At 69.6% G+C, this 15,417-nt stretch carries 12 protein-coding genes; 7 read left to right on the top strand and 5 right to left on the bottom strand.

The window, feature by feature from the left end; translation table 11 throughout:
• Positions 1-12 precede the first annotated feature (12 nt).
• Positions 13-288, bottom strand: a complete 276-nt coding sequence (locus ACNI65_RS19475) for an acyl carrier protein (RefSeq protein WP_416758782.1) — start codon at positions 286-288, stop codon at positions 13-15.
• Entirely contained in the window at positions 272-1,195 is a 924-nt protein-coding gene (locus ACNI65_RS19470; RefSeq protein WP_416758781.1) for an alpha/beta hydrolase, read from the bottom strand. The genes ACNI65_RS19475 and ACNI65_RS19470 overlap by 17 nt, the downstream gene beginning before the upstream one ends.
• 135 nt (positions 1,196-1,330) lie before the next feature.
• On the opposite strand from ACNI65_RS19470, the gene ACNI65_RS19465 reads away from it, so the two are divergent.
• Together ACNI65_RS19465 and ACNI65_RS19460 are read left to right on the top strand one after the other, a co-directional pair.
• Complete coding sequence (locus ACNI65_RS19465) at positions 1,331-2,023, top strand: response regulator (protein WP_416758780.1); 693 nt, start codon at positions 1,331-1,333, stop codon at positions 2,021-2,023.
• A gap of 12 nt (positions 2,024-2,035) precedes the next feature.
• Complete coding sequence (locus ACNI65_RS19460; RefSeq protein ID WP_416758779.1) at positions 2,036-3,442, top strand: sensor histidine kinase; 1,407 nt, start codon at positions 2,036-2,038, stop codon at positions 3,440-3,442.
• A 20-nt stretch (positions 3,443-3,462) separates the two neighbouring features.
• On the opposite strand, the gene ACNI65_RS19455 is transcribed toward ACNI65_RS19460, so the two are convergent.
• The 3 genes from ACNI65_RS19455 to ACNI65_RS19445 all read right to left on the bottom strand — a co-directional run bounded on the left by ACNI65_RS19455 (position 3,463) and on the right by ACNI65_RS19445 (position 7,204).
• Complete coding sequence (locus ACNI65_RS19455; RefSeq protein ID WP_416758778.1) at positions 3,463-4,488, bottom strand: GAF domain-containing protein; 1,026 nt, start codon at positions 4,486-4,488, stop codon at positions 3,463-3,465.
• Between the two features lie 94 nt (positions 4,489-4,582).
• Complete coding sequence (locus ACNI65_RS19450; RefSeq protein WP_416758777.1) at positions 4,583-5,965, bottom strand: reverse transcriptase family protein; 1,383 nt, start codon at positions 5,963-5,965, stop codon at positions 4,583-4,585.
• Positions 5,966-6,208: 243 nt separating this feature from the next.
• On the bottom strand, positions 6,209-7,204 hold the full coding sequence (locus ACNI65_RS19445) for a LysR family transcriptional regulator (protein ID WP_416758775.1): 996 nt from the start codon (positions 7,202-7,204) through the stop codon (positions 6,209-6,211).
• 266 nt (positions 7,205-7,470) lie between these two features.
• On the opposite strand from ACNI65_RS19445, the gene ACNI65_RS19440 reads away from it, so the two are divergent.
• The 5 genes from ACNI65_RS19440 (at position 7,471) to ACNI65_RS19420 (ending at position 15,392) form a co-directional block, all read left to right on the top strand.
• Complete coding sequence (locus ACNI65_RS19440) at positions 7,471-8,319, top strand: alpha/beta hydrolase fold domain-containing protein (RefSeq protein ID WP_416758774.1); 849 nt, start codon at positions 7,471-7,473, stop codon at positions 8,317-8,319.
• A 77-nt stretch (positions 8,320-8,396) separates the two neighbouring features.
• Positions 8,397-9,608: an efflux RND transporter periplasmic adaptor subunit gene (locus tag ACNI65_RS19435; RefSeq protein WP_416758772.1), complete on the top strand. Its 1,212-nt coding sequence runs from the start codon at positions 8,397-8,399 to the stop codon at positions 9,606-9,608.
• Positions 9,609-9,656: 48 nt separating this feature from the next.
• Complete coding sequence (locus ACNI65_RS19430; protein ID WP_416758771.1) at positions 9,657-12,920, top strand: efflux RND transporter permease subunit; 3,264 nt, start codon at positions 9,657-9,659, stop codon at positions 12,918-12,920.
• Positions 12,921-12,933: 13 nt separating this feature from the next.
• On the top strand, positions 12,934-14,355 hold the full coding sequence (locus tag ACNI65_RS19425; RefSeq protein WP_416758770.1) for an efflux transporter outer membrane subunit: 1,422 nt from the start codon (positions 12,934-12,936) through the stop codon (positions 14,353-14,355).
• A gap of 209 nt (positions 14,356-14,564) precedes the next feature.
• The gene (locus ACNI65_RS19420) at positions 14,565-15,392 is read left to right on the top strand and encodes a hypothetical protein (RefSeq protein ID WP_416758769.1); all 828 of its coding nucleotides are present in this window, start codon (positions 14,565-14,567) and stop codon (positions 15,390-15,392) included.
• Positions 15,393-15,417 lie beyond the last annotated feature (25 nt).

The following is a 15,417-nucleotide window of genomic DNA, read 5'->3' as shown; positions in this document are numbered from 1 at the left end:
GGGTTCCGGGGATCAGGCCGCCACGGCGACCGAGGTGCCGCCGGCGTCCGCCTTGTCCGCGAGCAGCGTGTCCACCAGCGCGGCCAGGCCGGCGATCGTGGGCTGCTTCATGGCCGTGTCGTGGTCGATCTGGACCAGGAACTTGTCCTCGACCGCGAACATGAAGTCCACCAGCATCAGCGAATCCAGTCCCAGCTCGGCGAAGGTGACGTCGTTCTTCAACTCGTCGGCGGTCATGCCCAGGTCATGGCAGGCGAGTTGGCGGAGTTGATCAAGCGTGTTGCTCATGGCGGAGTTCCTCGGTCGCGGTGGAAGGGAAACGCTCGGCCGGGTCCGCGACGGGCACCTGGCGCAGCAGGAATTGACGAGCGGCCTGAGTGACCGCGCCTCGTTCGTTGTCCAACGTCAGCATGTGATAGCTGTGGTGGAACCAATGCACCTCGGGCGTGCTGCCCAGCCGGCGCTGCAGCTCGAGCACCGAGCGCGGTCCGCTGACGTCGTCCTCGCTGGCATGCAGCACGACGGCGGGCATCGCGATCTCGGGCAGACGCGCGCGCACATGCCGGATCAGGCGCGAGGCCTGATGCAGCGACGCCGCGGGCAGCCGGTCGGCACCGGCCGCGGACACGTGACTCGAGGTCATCGCCTGCGCGACCCACTCGCGCAGGCGTTCGTTCTTGATGCCGTAGGGCGGCATCTCGCGGAAGCTCAGCCATTGGCGCAGGGGCGGCACATAGGCCAGCGGCAGCAGTCGGCGCCAGGGCGACACGTTCCAACCGTCGAAATGCAGGCTGGTGGACAGCAGCATCAGCGCCGCGGCCGGGCGTTCCAGCGCCAGGGCCAGCGTCAGCACCGCGCCCATGGACAGCCCGCCCACGGCCACACGGGCATGCCGGGCGGCCAGTGCGTCGAAATGGGCGGCGGCCATCCGGACCCAGTCCTCGAAAGGCGGGACGGCGCGTCGCGCCGGCGATGCACTGACCGTTTCACCAGGGGCCGGTGGCACGACGCCGTAGCCGTCCAGCGCCGGCGCCTCGACGACGTAGCCCGCGTCGCGCAGCGAGCGCGCCAGCGGCATCATCTCCAGCGGGTTGGCGCACAGGCCATGCAGCAACAGCACGGCGGGACGCGGGTCCAGCTCGGCGGCCTGGGGGGATCCGGCGGCCCCGGGGAGCGGTGAAACAGTGTTCGGCATGGGCGGCAGTCTGTCCGGGGTCGCTGTTGCGGACTTGACGCCAACCTGTCCGCAAGCTGTCGGCGCCGTTGCCCTCAGGTTTCTGACAGGTCACCGATTGGCCGGTGCAAGGCTCTGCGCTTATGCTGCCGCTCCATGCGAATCCTTCTGGTCGAAGACGACGAATTCCTGGCGGAGTCCACCGCCCGGGCTCTGCGCTCGCAGTCCTGGGTCGTGGACGTCAGCGCCCGTGGCGAGCCGGTTCCGCTCTCGCTGCGGGAGGATCGTTACGACCTGCTGATCCTGGACATCGGCCTGGCCGGCATCGACGGTTTCGAGACGCTGCGCCGCGTGCGCGCCCAGGGCAGCACCACCCCCGTGCTGCTGCTGACGGCTCGTGACGCCGTCGAGGACCGCGTTCGCGGGCTGGAAGGCGGCGCGGACGACTACCTGGTCAAGCCCTTCGCGCTGAGCGAGCTGATCGCCCGGGCCCGCGCGCTGGTGCGCCGCAGCCAGGCGCGTACCGGCAACGAGCTCCGGCTGTCGACGCTGCGCATGGACCTGGAGGCCCGCCGGGCCTACATCGCCGAGGAGCCGCTGGCGCTGTCGGCGCGCGAATGGGACGTGCTGGGATTCCTGCTGGCGCGCGCCGGCAAGGTGGTCGCCAAGGAGCAGATCGCGTCTGCCAGCAATGGCTGGGAGCAGGGCGTCAGCGACAACGCGATCGAGGTCTGCGTGTCGCGGCTGCGCGCCAAGATCGAACCCGCCGGGCTGCAGCTGCGCACGGTGCGCGGATTGGGCTACCTGCTCGAAGAGATGCCGCCTGGCGCGGGCGCGGCCAAGGCCTGACCACGTCACGGCATGACCGACGCGGCACGCAGCGGACACCGGCGGCGCACCTTCAGCCTCAAGCAGCGGCTGCTGATCTGGCTGATGGTGCCGGTGCTGGTGGCCGTGCCGGCGGCCGGTGTCGTCCTCTACCGCGTGATGCACGACACGGCGATCTCCTGGCTCGACCAGGCGCTGGGCGACACGGCGCTGGCGGTGTCGGGCCTGCTGCGCGAGCGCGACGGTCAAGTGGTCGTCGATGTCTCCGGCGCCACGGACCGCGCGCTGCGCTTCGACCGCACGGACCGCGTGTACTACCTGGTGCTGGATCCCGCGGGCGAGGTGCTGCTGGGCGACGCCCAGCTGGCGCGGCTGCGGCTGCCCAAGCGCAAGGCCAACGAATGGTTCTTCACGCTGGCCACGCTGGACGGCGAGTCGCTGCGCGCGGCCGCGCTGGGCGCGAGCTGCGGCGCGGGCAAGCTGTGCCAGATCCTGGTCGCCGAGACGCTGAACAAACGCGACGCGCTGCAGCAGCAGCTGGTGCTCGTGGTGGGGCTGCTGATCGGCGGGATGGCGGTGCTGCTCGCGGGCGCGGGCTGGTGGGCGACCTATCGCGGGCTGCGGCCGTTGGCGCAGTTGAGCGCCGAGCTGGAGCAGCGCGACCTGGCGCGGCTGGAGCCGCTGCAGCATGACGTGCCGGCGGAGCTGCGTCCGCTGATCGCGGCGTTCAACCGGCTGTTCGAGCGCTTGAGGAGGGCGTCGTCGGCGCAGCAGGACTTTCTGGCCAACGCGGCGCATCAGCTGCGCACGCCGCTGACCTCGCTGCGCACCGAGATCGACCTGGCCCTGCTGGAGCCGCACGATCCGCAGACGGAGCCCTTGCTGAAGCGGTTGCAGAGCTCGGTGGACCGCAGCGCGCGGCTAGCCACGCAGATGCTGTCGATCGCGCGGGCCGAGGCCGAGCCCAATGGCGGCGAGCAGGCGCTGGACCTGCGCGAGATCGCCGCGCAGGTGGCCGAGGACTGGGTGCCGCGCGCGCTGCAGGCCGGCGCCGACATCGAGTTCGAGCTGGAGAGCGCGCCGGCGATGGGGCAGAGTTTCCTGTTGCGGGAGCTGCTGGCCAACGTGCTGCACAACTGCCTGAACTACGCGGGTCCGTCGCCGCGCATCACGGTGCGCACCGGCTGCGATGGCGAGTGGTCGCGGATGGAGGTCGAGGACAACGGTCCCGGGATCGCGCCGCAGGACCGGGAGCGCGCGTTGCGCCGCTTCGAGCGGGGCAGCGAGTCCAAGGGCACGGGCAGCGGGCTGGGGCTGGCGATCGCGGCGGACATCGCGCAGCGGCATCGCGGCAGGTTCGAGTTGCTCGACGCGACCTCGGGCCCGGGCCTGCGCGTGCGTCTGAGCCTGCCTCGGCGCGGCGAGCGCCAGGACGGCTGACCCGCGCGGGTCAGGGCGGTTCAGGTCGGGTGCGGGCCGGACGTGGCCTGCAGCTCGAGGCTGATGATCAGGCAGCACTGCTGGCCGAGGTATTCGAGCGGCACGGCGTTGACGACGGCGGGTCGGATGTCGCCGGCGCGATCGCGAATGCGGATGGCGAGGTCGCTGACGCGTCCCTGGGACTTCAGGATGTCGTAGAAGAGGTCGCGGTCCTCGGGGATGACGCCGTAGGCATGGGACGCGGTGGTGGTGCCGATGATGTCCGGCAGCGAGAGTCCGTAGCGATGGCACATCGCGGGGTTGGCGTCGATGATGCGGCGATCGGCCACGGCCACGATGGCCATGGGCAGCGGGGCGGACTCGAACAGGCGGCGGAATCGATCGCGGCCGGCCTCGATCTCGCGGGTGGCGGCGTCGCGGGAGTGACGGGCGTCGACGCTGTCGAGCGCGAAGGAGAGATCGGCGCCGAGTTCCTCGAGCAGGGCCAGGAGCTCGGCGTCGAAGAAATCGGGCTGGTCGGCGCAGAGCATCAGCGTGCCGGTGACGAGGCCGGCGCGGCGGATGGGAATCCAGGCGATCGCGCGGATGCCCTGGGCGACGGCCTCGGTGCGCCAGCGGCCGGCGCGGGCGTCGAGGACGTAGTCGTTGCTGACGGCGCTGACGCCGTCGCGCAGCACGCGGGCGGTGTAGGTGTCCTGGAACTCGGGCAGCTTGAGGTCGAGCGGATCGGGGACGTTGCGCAGCAGCTCGATGGCGGGTCCGGCGCTGGCGACGCGATGGGCGAGGTCGCCGTCGCGGACGTAGACCGCGGCGAGGACCGCATTGCCGGCGTCGACGCAGAGCTGGCAGGCTTCCTGGAAGAGGGCGCGGTCATCGTCGATGCGCAGCACCATCCGATTGGCGCGCGAGAGCGTGAGCAGCACGCGCCCCATGCGCTCGGCGCGCAGCAGCGCGGCTCGATGCGCGCGCCCCTCGCGGATCAGTCGCACGAGCAGCAGGCCGATGGCGAGGGCCATCAGCAGGAGGAGGAGGGGGGTGGCGCTCATGGAGGCTGGTCGTCGCGAGCTTACGCCGTGAGCGGGATCGTAGTGGCGGAATCCCCTTCGGGGAATCGCGCATGGACGGGACGTGGTGGGGCGATCATCCGAAGCTGATCGCCTCCAACAACCGCTGCAGCTTCTCCCACCGCGACGGCGCGACGAACTGCCTCGCCCAGGCCATCCGGCCGAGCAGCGGCGCGCGCAGCGCCGCGTCGACCGGCCCCGAGCGCGATTGCAGGACGAGTTGGTGCAGCTCCGCCTTCAGACGATCGAAGTCCTCGCGCGCCAGGTTGGGCTTCGCGTTCACGACGACGCCGGTGATCGACTGCCGGCCGCCTGCCGGCATCGCGCGCGTCTTGTCGCGGCGCAGCCGGAAGCCCTCGTCCTCGACGATCGCTTCGACCCAGGACCGCAGCGCGCGCTGGTTCCGATGCAGCGAGGCCGGACCCGAGAACACCAGGTCGTCCGCATAACGCGAGTACCGCGCGCCGAAGCGATGTGCCAGGCCGTCCAGCCGCAGGTCCAGCGGGAACGCGCACAGATTTGCCAGCGCCGGTGAGCTCGGCGCGCCCTGCGGCAGATGCCACGACGCCAGCCGCTTCGCGCCCTCGAAGTCGATCGATCCGTATTCGCGCAGGCGCTCTCGCACCGGCGCGGGCGTGCGTGTCAGGCACAGCAGCGCGAGGCGCTCGACCACCGCGTCCGGAAGCCCCAGCGTGCGCAGCGTCGCGCTCACCCGCGCGCGGCCGATGCTCGGGAAGAAGTCGCGCAGGTCGAAGCGGATCACGAAGTCCTGACCCGCATGGTCGGCCGCGTGTGTCTTGACATTCCGGCCTGGCACGAAGCCATGCGCCGCCTCGTGGCAGGGCAGGGTGTTCAGGAACCCATCGAGCACGCGCCGCTGCAGCGCCTTGAGCCGCGGCATCGGCGCCTCGATCAGACGCAGCCCGCCGCGGCGCTTGGGCACCAGCAGGCAGCGGTAGTGCGGCGTCGCCGCCGCGTGCGGATGGCGCGGTGTCGCCACGCGCTCGCGGTACTGGCGCGCGGGGCCCGCGAAGTGATCCAGCTCGTCCAGCGAGAGACCCAGCCACGCGGCGAGGTCCGCTTCCGTCGACCAGTCGGGGCGCACCAGATGTTCCAGCGCGAAGGGCAGCGGGCGCATTCGCGACGGGCGCAGCAGCACACGACGCGCCGTCGGGCGCGGGCGCTCCGGATCGAAGCCCTCATGGAAAGCCTCGAGCGCCTGCAGCGCATCGGCGAGGCTGGCCACCGAGTGCGCGCGCCACACCGGTCCGGGCCAGCGCGCGAGCTCGTCACACAGCGGTGTCAGCCAGGGGTGGGCCTCCGCGCCCAGGCACCGCTCGGCGCGTGCCCGCAGCGCATGGGCCTCGCGACCACGCGGCGCGTCATCGTCCGCTTGCAGCGCGCGGGCGAGCGCCAGGGCGATCCATCGGGCATAGGTCAGCGGAGCGGCGAGGGTCATCGGCGGTCGGGCAAGAGGTGACCCCTGGACGCCGCCAACTCACCGGTCTGGCTGATGCAGATTCGCGCGGCAGCGCGATGGCGCATCAGCGCCGGATGTCTGACTGTGGAAAGCGCCGCGGGGATGCCCCGCGGCCGGACGCGCGGACGCTTCCGAAGGCTTGGCGGCGCCAAGGGTCGGCGGCGATTATGGTCGCCCGCCGTGACGGCGCTCAAGCGGTGTCAACACCGCGTTCAGAGCACCTCAGGCCGCGCTCAGCACGGCCTGCTTGGCTGCGTTGGCCTGCAGCGGGATGTAGGCCTCGTCGGTCTCGGAGCGCTTGGCCTCGCAGCTGGCCACCAGCTGCTTCTGCCACTGCGAGTGCCGGTCGAAGAGCTCCGCCACCCAGTCGACGAACACCCGCAGCTTCGTGCTCAGGTGCCGGTTGGGCGGATACACCACGTACAGCGGCAGCGGGTCCGATTCCCAGTCGCAGAGGAAAGGCAGGAGCTCGCCCGCGTCGATGTGCGGCTTGATCATGAAGTAGGGCGCCTGGATCACGCCCAGTCCCGTCAGCCCCGCCGTCATGTACGCGTTGCCGTCGTTGACCGAGACCTTGTAGTGACCGTAGACCTCGTAGCGCTGGCCGTTCTTGCTGTAGTCGAACGGGAACCGCTTGCCGGTGCGCGTCGAGAAATAGCTCACCACGTGGTGCTGGTCCGATTCCAGGTCCAGCGGATGCTGCGGCATGCCGTGGCGCTGGATGTACTCCGGCGACGCGCAGCAGCCATACCCCCAGTCGCCGATGCGTCGCGCCACCAGCGATTGATCGGTGATCTCGCCGCCGCGCACGACGCAGTCGACGTTGTCGCCGATCAGGTCCACCGGCCGGTCCGATACGCCCAGGTCGATCTGAATGTCCGGATGTCTTGCATAGAACTCCGGAAGTGCCGGAATCAGCAGCAGCCGCGCCACGCTCGACGCCACGTCCACCCGGATGCGGCCCTTGGGCGCGGCCCGCGCGTGCGACACCGATCCCTCCAGCTCCTCGATGTCCGACAGCAGCCTCGTGACCCGCTCGTAATAGGCCGCGCCATCGGGCGTCACGCTGACGCGCCGCGTCGTGCGGTTCAGCAGCTTGACCTTGAGGTGGTCCTCCAGCGACTGGATCAACCGCGTCACCGCGGTCTTGGGCAGGTCCAGCGATTCCGCCGCCCGCGTGAAGGTGCCGGCCTCCACGACGCGCGCGAACGCTTGCATGGCATTGAGCTTGTCCATCCGAAACCCCTGACTGCGGCCCTGGCCGCGACTGCTGGAATGCCCATGCCCTGCGGACACGGTGCTGTCGAGATCGGCGCATCTGTCGTGCGCGCGCGAGGTCGCCATCCTGCCCGATCGATTGTTTCGTCGATGAAACGCTGATTCGCGCCGGGACCTGTTTATCGGACGGCGTCCGATCTCTAAATTTCGCTGCATTGCAACATGAACCGGTCTGCCCCCACAGGGAGCAGGCCTTTGCGCCTGCCATGGATGCGCTGCCGCTCACCTCCTGCCACGACGACCTCCTGCCCGCCGGCGACGGCGTCGTGCCGGTGCGCGTCTACAAGGGTGCCGCGCGCCGCAAGGACGCCCCCGTCGTCATGCACCTGCACGGCGGTGCCTTCACCGGCGGCGATCTGGACAGCGGCGAGCTCGTCTCCCGCCTGCTCGCCGACGCGGGCGCCGTGGTCGTCGACGTCGACTACCCCACCGGCGCCGGCCAGGTCTTCCCCACCGCGCTCAAGACGCTGGACGCGCTGCTCGCCGGCCTGCACAAGGCCCGCGCCAAGCTCTCGGGCAAGGGCGCGCCGCTGCTGGTCGCGGGCGAGGAAGCCGGCGGCAACCTCGCCGCCGCGCTCGCGCTGATGGCGCGCGATCAGGGCCATCGCAAGCTCGCCGGCCAGATCCTGATCGGGCCGATGCTCAACCCGTGCCTGGCCACGGCGTCGTTGCGCCAAGCCGAGGCCGGATACGGCGAATGCCGCTGGATGCACGGCTGGCGCGCCTACCTCGGCGAATGCGAGGACGGCGACCACCCCTATGCCGCGCCCGCCAACACCAGCCGCCTCGCGGGCCTGGTGCCGGCGCTGGTCGTGAGCAGCGAGGACGACCCGATGCGCGACGAGGCGCTGGCCTACGCCCGCGCGATGAAGCGCGCCGGCGTCGACGTGCAGCAGGCGCTGATCGCCGGTCCCAGCGGCTGGCCCTGCAGCCTCATGAAGCGGCCCGCGCTGACCGCGCCGCAGCTGCCTTGGGCCAGCGCGCTGCGCCAGAAGCTCGCCGACTTCCTGTCCCTGATTCCCCCGGCGGGCCCCCGCCGTCTTCAACCCGGTTGAGACCGTCTGACTTTCCCCGTACCACCACGCACTTTCCAAGAACTCCCAACGTCTATCCCCGTCACCGGAGCACCACCATGAACAAGAAGATCTTTGCCACCTCGCTCACCGCCGTCGCCGCGGTCGTCGGCGCCGTCGTCGTCGGCCTGCACAGCCAGCAGGCGGTCGCCAATCAACCGTCGGGCGCGCCGCAGGCGATCCCGGTGTCCGTCGCCACCGTGGCCAGCCAGGACGTGGCCGCGTGGGACGAGTTCTCCGGCCGGCTCGAGGCCGTCGAGCGCGTCGACGTGCGCGCCCGCGTGTCGGGCGCGGTGCAGTCGGTGCACTTCCGGGAAGGGGCGCTGGTGAAGTCCGGCGACCTGCTGATCACCATCGATCCCGCGCCCTACCAGGCCGAGGTCGACCGCGCCGACGCGCAGGTGCTGGCCGCGCAGGCCCGCGTCAGCTACACGAAGAGCGAGCTCGAGCGCTCCACCCGCCTGTGGAGCGAGCGCGCCATCGCGCAGCGCGAGCTGGACGAGCGCAGCAACGCCGCCAACGAGGCCAACGCCAACCTGCGCGCCTCGCAGGCCGCGCTGCAGTCGGCCAAGCTGAACCTGGGCTACACGCAGGTCCGCGCGCCGGTGGCCGGCCGCGTCGGAAAGCTGGAAGTCACGCAGGGCAACCTCGTGGCCGCCGGTCCCGGCGCGCCGGTGCTGACGACGCTGGTGTCGGTCAGCCCGATCTACGCGAGCTTCGACGCCGACGAGCGCACCGTCGCCCGCGCGCTCAACGAGCTGCACGGCAACGCCAAGGGAGCCTCCGGTGACCTGTCCAGCATCCCGGTGCAGATCGGCACGGCCGCCACGGTGGACACGCCGTTCAACGGCAAGCTGCAGCTGATCGACAACCAGGTCGACGCCAAGAGCGGCACGGTGCGCGTGCGCGCGGTGCTGGACAACAAGGACGGCGCGCTGATCCCGGGCCAGTTCGCCCGCATCCGCCTGGGCCAGTCCAAGACGCAGGCGGCGGTGCTGGTCAACGAGCGCGCGGTCGGCACCGACCAGAGCAAGCGGTTCGTGATGGTGGTCGGCGCGGACAACACGCTGAGCTACCGCGAGGTCCAGCTCGGCGCCAACGTGGACGGGCTGCGCATCGTCACCACCGGCCTGAAGGCCAACGAGCGCGTCGTGGTCAACGGCCTGCAGCGGGTGCGCCCGGGCGCGCTGGTCGCGCCCACGATCGTGCCGATGAACGCCAAGGCCGAGATCCAGGCCAAGGACGGCGCGGCCAAGGCGGACAAGTCCTGATCGGACGTCGCCTCGCCCCGCCTCTCACAGTCGACTTGAAAGACTGACATGAATCTTTCCAAATTCTTCATCGACCGCCCGATCTTCGCGGGCGTGCTGTCGGTGCTGATCTTCGTCGCGGGCCTGCTCGCGGTGCGCGTGCTGCCGATCTCGGAATACCCCGAGGTCGTGCCGCCGCAGGTGGTGGTGCGCGCGCAGTATCCCGGCGCGAACCCCAAGGTCATCGCCGAGGCCGTGGCCACGCCGCTCGAGGAATCGATCAACGGCGTCGAGGGCATGCTCTACATGGGCAGCCAGGCCACCACCGACGGCCTCATGACGCTGACGGTCACCTTCAAGCTGGGCACGGACCCGGACAAGGCCCAGCAGCTCGTGCAGAACCGCGTCTCGCAAGCCGAGCCGCGCCTGCCCGAGGAGGTCCGCCGACTCGGTCTGACGACGGTCAAGAGCAGCCCCGACCTGACGATGGTCGTGCACTTGCTGTCGCCCAACGACCGCTACGACATGACCTACCTGCGCAACTACGCGGTGCTCAACGTCAAGGACCGCCTCGCGCGCATCCAGGGCGTGGGCCAGGTGCAGCTGTTCGGCTCGGGTGACTACTCGATGCGCGTCTGGCTGGACCCGCAGAAGGTCGCTGAACACGGCCTGTCGGCCAGCGACGTGGTCCAGGCGATCCGTGAGCAGAACGTGCAGGCCGCCGCCGGCGTCGTGGGCGCCTCGCCCGGCCTGCAGGGCATCGACCTGCAACTGCCGATCAACGCGCAGGGCCGCCTGAACAACGAGCAGGAATTCGGCGACATCATCGTCAAGTCCGGCGCGGGCGGTCAGGTCACGCGCCTGCGCGACCTGGGCCGCATCGAGCTGGGCGCGTCGGAATACGCGCTGCGCTCGCTGCTGGACAACAAGTCCGCCGTGGCGATTCCGATCTTCCAGGCGCCGGGCTCCAACGCGATCGAGATCTCCAACAACGTGCGCGCCACGATGGCGGAGCTCAAGAAGGCGATGCCCGAAGGCGTGGACTACTCGATCGTCTATGACCCGACGCAGTTCGTGCGCGCGTCCATCGAGTCGGTGATCCACACGCTGCTGGAAGCCGTGGCGCTCGTGGTGCTGGTCGTGATCCTGTTCCTGCAGACCTGGCGCGCGTCGATCATTCCGCTGCTGGCCGTGCCGGTGTCCATCATCGGCACCTTCGCGGTGATGCACCTGTTCGGTTTCTCGATCAACGCGCTGTCGCTGTTCGGCCTCGTGCTGGCCATCGGCATCGTGGTGGACGACGCGATCGTGGTCGTGGAGAACGTCGAGCGCAACATCGAGTCGGGCCTGAGTCCGCGAGAGGCGACCTACCGCGCGATGCGCGAGGTGTCGGGTCCGATCATCGCGATCGCGCTGGTGCTGGTGGCCGTGTTCGTGCCGCTGGCCTTCATCACCGGCCTGACGGGTCAGTTCTACAAGCAGTTCGCGCTGACGATCGCGATGTCGACGGTGATCTCGGCGGTCAACTCGCTGACGCTGTCGCCCGCGCTGGCCGCGATGCTGCTCAAGGGCCACGACGAGCCCAAGGACTGGCTGACCCGCGCGATGGACAAGGTGCTGGGCCGCTTCTTCGGCGGTTTCAACAAGCTGTTCAACCGCGGCGCCAAGGCCTACAGCGGCGGCGTGACCCGCGCGATCTCGCGCAAGGTCATCATGCTGATCGTCTACGGCGGCCTGCTGGGCCTGACCGTGGGCCTGTTCAAGGCGGTGCCGAGCGGCTTCGTGCCGGCGCAGGACAAGCAGTACCTGATCGGCTTCGCGCAGCTGCCCGACGGCGCCACGCTGGACCGCACGGAAGACGTGATCCGCCGCATGAGCGAGATCGCGATGAAGACGCCGGGCGTGGAACATGCCATCTCGTTCCCCGGTCTGTCGATCAACGGCTTCACCAACAGCTCGAACTCGGGGATTGTCTTCGCCTCGCTGAAGTCCTTTGACGAGCGAACCGGCAAGGGGCTGTCGGCGGGCGAGATCGCGGCCAAGATGAACGCGGACTTCGGCCAGCTCCAGGACGCCTTCGTGGTGATGTTCCCGCCCCCGCCGGTGCAGGGCCTGGGCACGACCGGCGGCTTCAAGCTGCAGCTCGAGGACAAGGGCGGGCTGGGCTACGAGGCGCTGGACCAGGCGGTCAAGGCCTTCATGGCCAAGGCCTACCAGACGCCCGAGCTGGCCGGCATGTTCACGAGCTATCAGGTCAACGTGCCGCAGCTGTACGCGAACCTGGACCGCACCAAGGCGCGCCAGCTGGGCGTGGCGGTGACGGATGTGTTCGACACGATGCAGATCTACCTGGGCTCGCTCTACGTCAACGACTTCAACAAGTTCGGCCGGACCTACACGGTGCGGGTGCAGGCGGACGCCGCCTATCGCGCGCGCGCCGAGGACGTGGGCCTGCTGAAGGTGCGCTCGGCCTCGGGCGAGATGGTGCCGCTGTCGGCGCTGATGAAGGTGGAGCCGAGCTTCGGTCCGGAACGCGCGATGCGCTACAACGGTTTCCTGTCCGCCGACATCAACGGTGGTCCGGCGCCGGGGTACTCGACCGGCCAGGCGCAGGACGCGATCGCGCGCATCGCCGCGGAGACGCTGCCCCCGGGCATCAGCTACGAGTGGACCGAGCTGACCTACCAGGAGATCCTGGCCGGCAACTCCGCCGTGTGGGTGTTCCCGCTGGCGATCCTGCTGGTGTTCCTGGTGCTGGCCGCGCAGTACGAGAGCCTGTCGCTGCCGGTGGCGATCATCCTGATCGTGCCGATGGGGCTGCTCGCGGCGATGACGGGGGTGTGGCTCAGCAAGGGCGACAACAACGTCTTCACGCAGATCGGGTTGATCGTGCTGGTGGGGCTGTCCGCGAAGAACGCGATCCTGATCGTGGAGTTCGCGCGGGAGCTCGAATTCGCCGGCAGGTCACCGCTGCAGGCGGCGATCGAGGCGAGCCGGCTGCGGCTGCGTCCGATCCTGATGACGTCGATGGCGTTCGTGATGGGTGTGCTGCCGCTGGTGCTGGCGTCTGGCGCCGGTGCGGAGATGCGCAACGCGATGGGCGTGGCGGTGTTCGCCGGGATGATCGGCGTGACGGCCTTCGGCCTGTTCCTGACGCCGGTGTTCTACGTGGTGGTGCGTCGCCTGACGGGCAACAAGCCGCTCAAGCAGCACGGTGAGGTCCCGCATGACGTCGAGGCCTTCGCGCAGCCGGAGCAGGGCGCGGGTCACGACTTCGGACCGGGTGGCAATGCCCGTCCGCATCCGGCCGCGCCGCGTCACGAGCACGAATAAAGGATTCGATGCCATGAAAATGAAATTGATGATGACGACGCTGCTGGCCGCGCTGGTGCTGGCCGGTTGCGCGACGCCGCCGCCGATCGACGAGTCGCGGCTGCCGGCGACGCCGGTGGCGTGGAAGGCGTCCCCGGCGGCCACGGCCGCGGTCGGTGAGGCGCGCTGGGCGGTGGTGCCGCCCGCGGATGCCGAGCCGCGCGGCGACTGGTGGCTCGCGTTCAGCGATCCGACGCTGAGCGATCTGATCCGCCGATCGCTGGTCGGCAACACCGACCTGCAGGGCGCGGCAGCGCGACTGGCGCAGGCGCGGGCGTTGCTGCGCAATGCCAACGCGGATCGCATGCCGCAGGTCGGCCTGAATGCCGGCGCGGCGCGCGGCACGGTGGCGGGCCAGGGGCCGGCGCCGTCGACGCTGTACAGCGCGGGCCTGGCGGCGAGCTGGGAAGTGGACCTGTCAGGCCGCCTGTCGCAGGCGAGCCGGGCGGCGTCGCTCGATGCGCAGTCGCGAGAGGCGCTGCTGCAGTCCACGCGGCTGATGGTGCAGGCGGATGTGGCGCAGACCTACCTGGCGCTGCGCTTCGCCGACCAGGAACGCCGGCTGGTGCGCGACACGGTCGCGGCCTACCGTGAGACGCTGGCGCTGACGCAGCGCCGGTATCAGGCGGGCGATGTGGCCGAGCTGGACCTGGCGCGCGTGCAGACGGAGGTGGCTTCGACCGAGGCCGAGGCGATCAGCCTGGACCGTCGTCGCGCGGAGCTGGAGAACGCGCTGGCGGTGCTGCTGGGCGAGCCGGCCTCGGGCTTCAAGGTGGCCGAGGACACCTCGCTGGCGGCCTTGCCGGCGATTCCGTCGGGACTGCCGAGCGCGATGCTGGCGCGCCGTCCGGACGTGGCGGCGTCGCAGCGCGGTCTGCTGGCGGCGCAGGCGCGGGTGGGCGTGGCGCAGGCCGCGTGGTTCCCGAGCCTGTCGCTGACGGCCAATGGCGGCTACGCGTCGCCGGAGCTGAGCGACGTGTTCCGGTGGTCGGCGCGGGCGTGGTCGGTGGATGCGCTGCTGTCGCTGCCGATCTTCGACGGCGGCCGGCGCAAGGCGGGCGTGGAGTCGGCGACGGCGGGCCTGGACCTGGCGATGTCGAGCTACCGGCAGCAGCTGCTGCAGGCGCTGCGCGAGGTCGAGGACTCGCTGAGCGGGTTGCAGACCTTGTCGGCGCAGGCGGACGTGCAGGCGCAGGCGGTGCAGTCGTCGGCGCGGGCGACGGCGCTGTCGGATTCGCGGTATCGCAACGGCTTGGTGAGCCAGCTGGATCTGCTGGACGCGCGCCGGAGCGAGCTGCGCAATCGCCGTGCGGCGCTGCAGGTGCAGGCGGCGCAGTACCAGGCGACCGTCGGACTGGTTCGCGCGCTGGGCGGCGGCTGGACGACGCCGGCCTGAGGCCACAGGCCGGGCAAGACCCGGCCCCCCAATCATTCGCGACCGGACCTTTACCGGTGCCCCTTTGGGCGTGCAGGGATGCACGCCCTTTTTTCTTGTCGCCATGTCGCGTTCCCGATTCCAGTCAGCGTGATGGCAAGTTGCCGTGGGTCTCAACGAGTTCTCCGCCAATGGAGGTCATGGTTCGCCGGCTGTGTCGTGGACATCATTTGCCACATCGCACCAGCAAGAGATCAGGCATTGAAATGGCGACTCGAGAACACTCGGTACAGGCGAAGATTCCGCTGGCACTGCAAAGCATCGTGTCCGCGATCGAGATCCTCCGGCGCAGGCACGAGGTGGCCGAGAAGCTGCGGGTGCTGATGAATGATCACTATCGCGACACCCTGGAGACACCGGACCTGCAAGGCATCATCGAGGCCAACACATGGTTGTTCGGGAGCGCCTACGAGACGCTCGGCGCCGAGGACGACACGTTCACCAAGATCGCCAAGTCACTCCGCGATTCGGTGAAGGGCATCGACGAGATCGACTTGAACGATCTGGATGACGACGACTCGGCGTTCATCGCGGGCGCCAACAAGCAGCCGGACCTCTTCCTCGCCCGCAAGGTGCCGCATCACGACGCGATGGGCCGAAGGATCTACCGCTGCATCGTGCTGGAGATCAAGCGGCCCGGCATCGCGCTCAACTACAAGCATCTCATGCAGCTCGATGGGTACGCACAGCTGATCAAGAAGCATCCGGAGTTCAGCAGCGAGGCCATGCACTTCGAGCTGATCCTGATCGGTCGCAAGATCGCCGCGTCGGACACCGAGATCCGCAGCCGAATGATGAGTCAGAAGGAGCGCGGCATGCTGGGGCTGGTCAGTGATGACGGGCGGATGAAGCGCTTCGTCCTCAACTGGTACACGGTGCTGGACAACTTCCTGCTGAACAACCTGGCCATGATCGAGGCGCTCGAGTTGAAGCGCGAGTCTTATGCCCACGCGTCGCGGCCGGAGCTGATCGCTGACTTGCAGGAGCAGGCGGCGTAACTGGAACCTCTAGCGACATGCTCAA

The sequence above is a fragment of the Roseateles sp. So40a genome (genome assembly GCF_048081605.1).
Classification (GTDB): domain Bacteria; phylum Pseudomonadota; class Gammaproteobacteria; order Burkholderiales; family Burkholderiaceae_C; genus Roseateles.
This window is presented reverse-complemented; position numbering and strand designations above follow the sequence as displayed.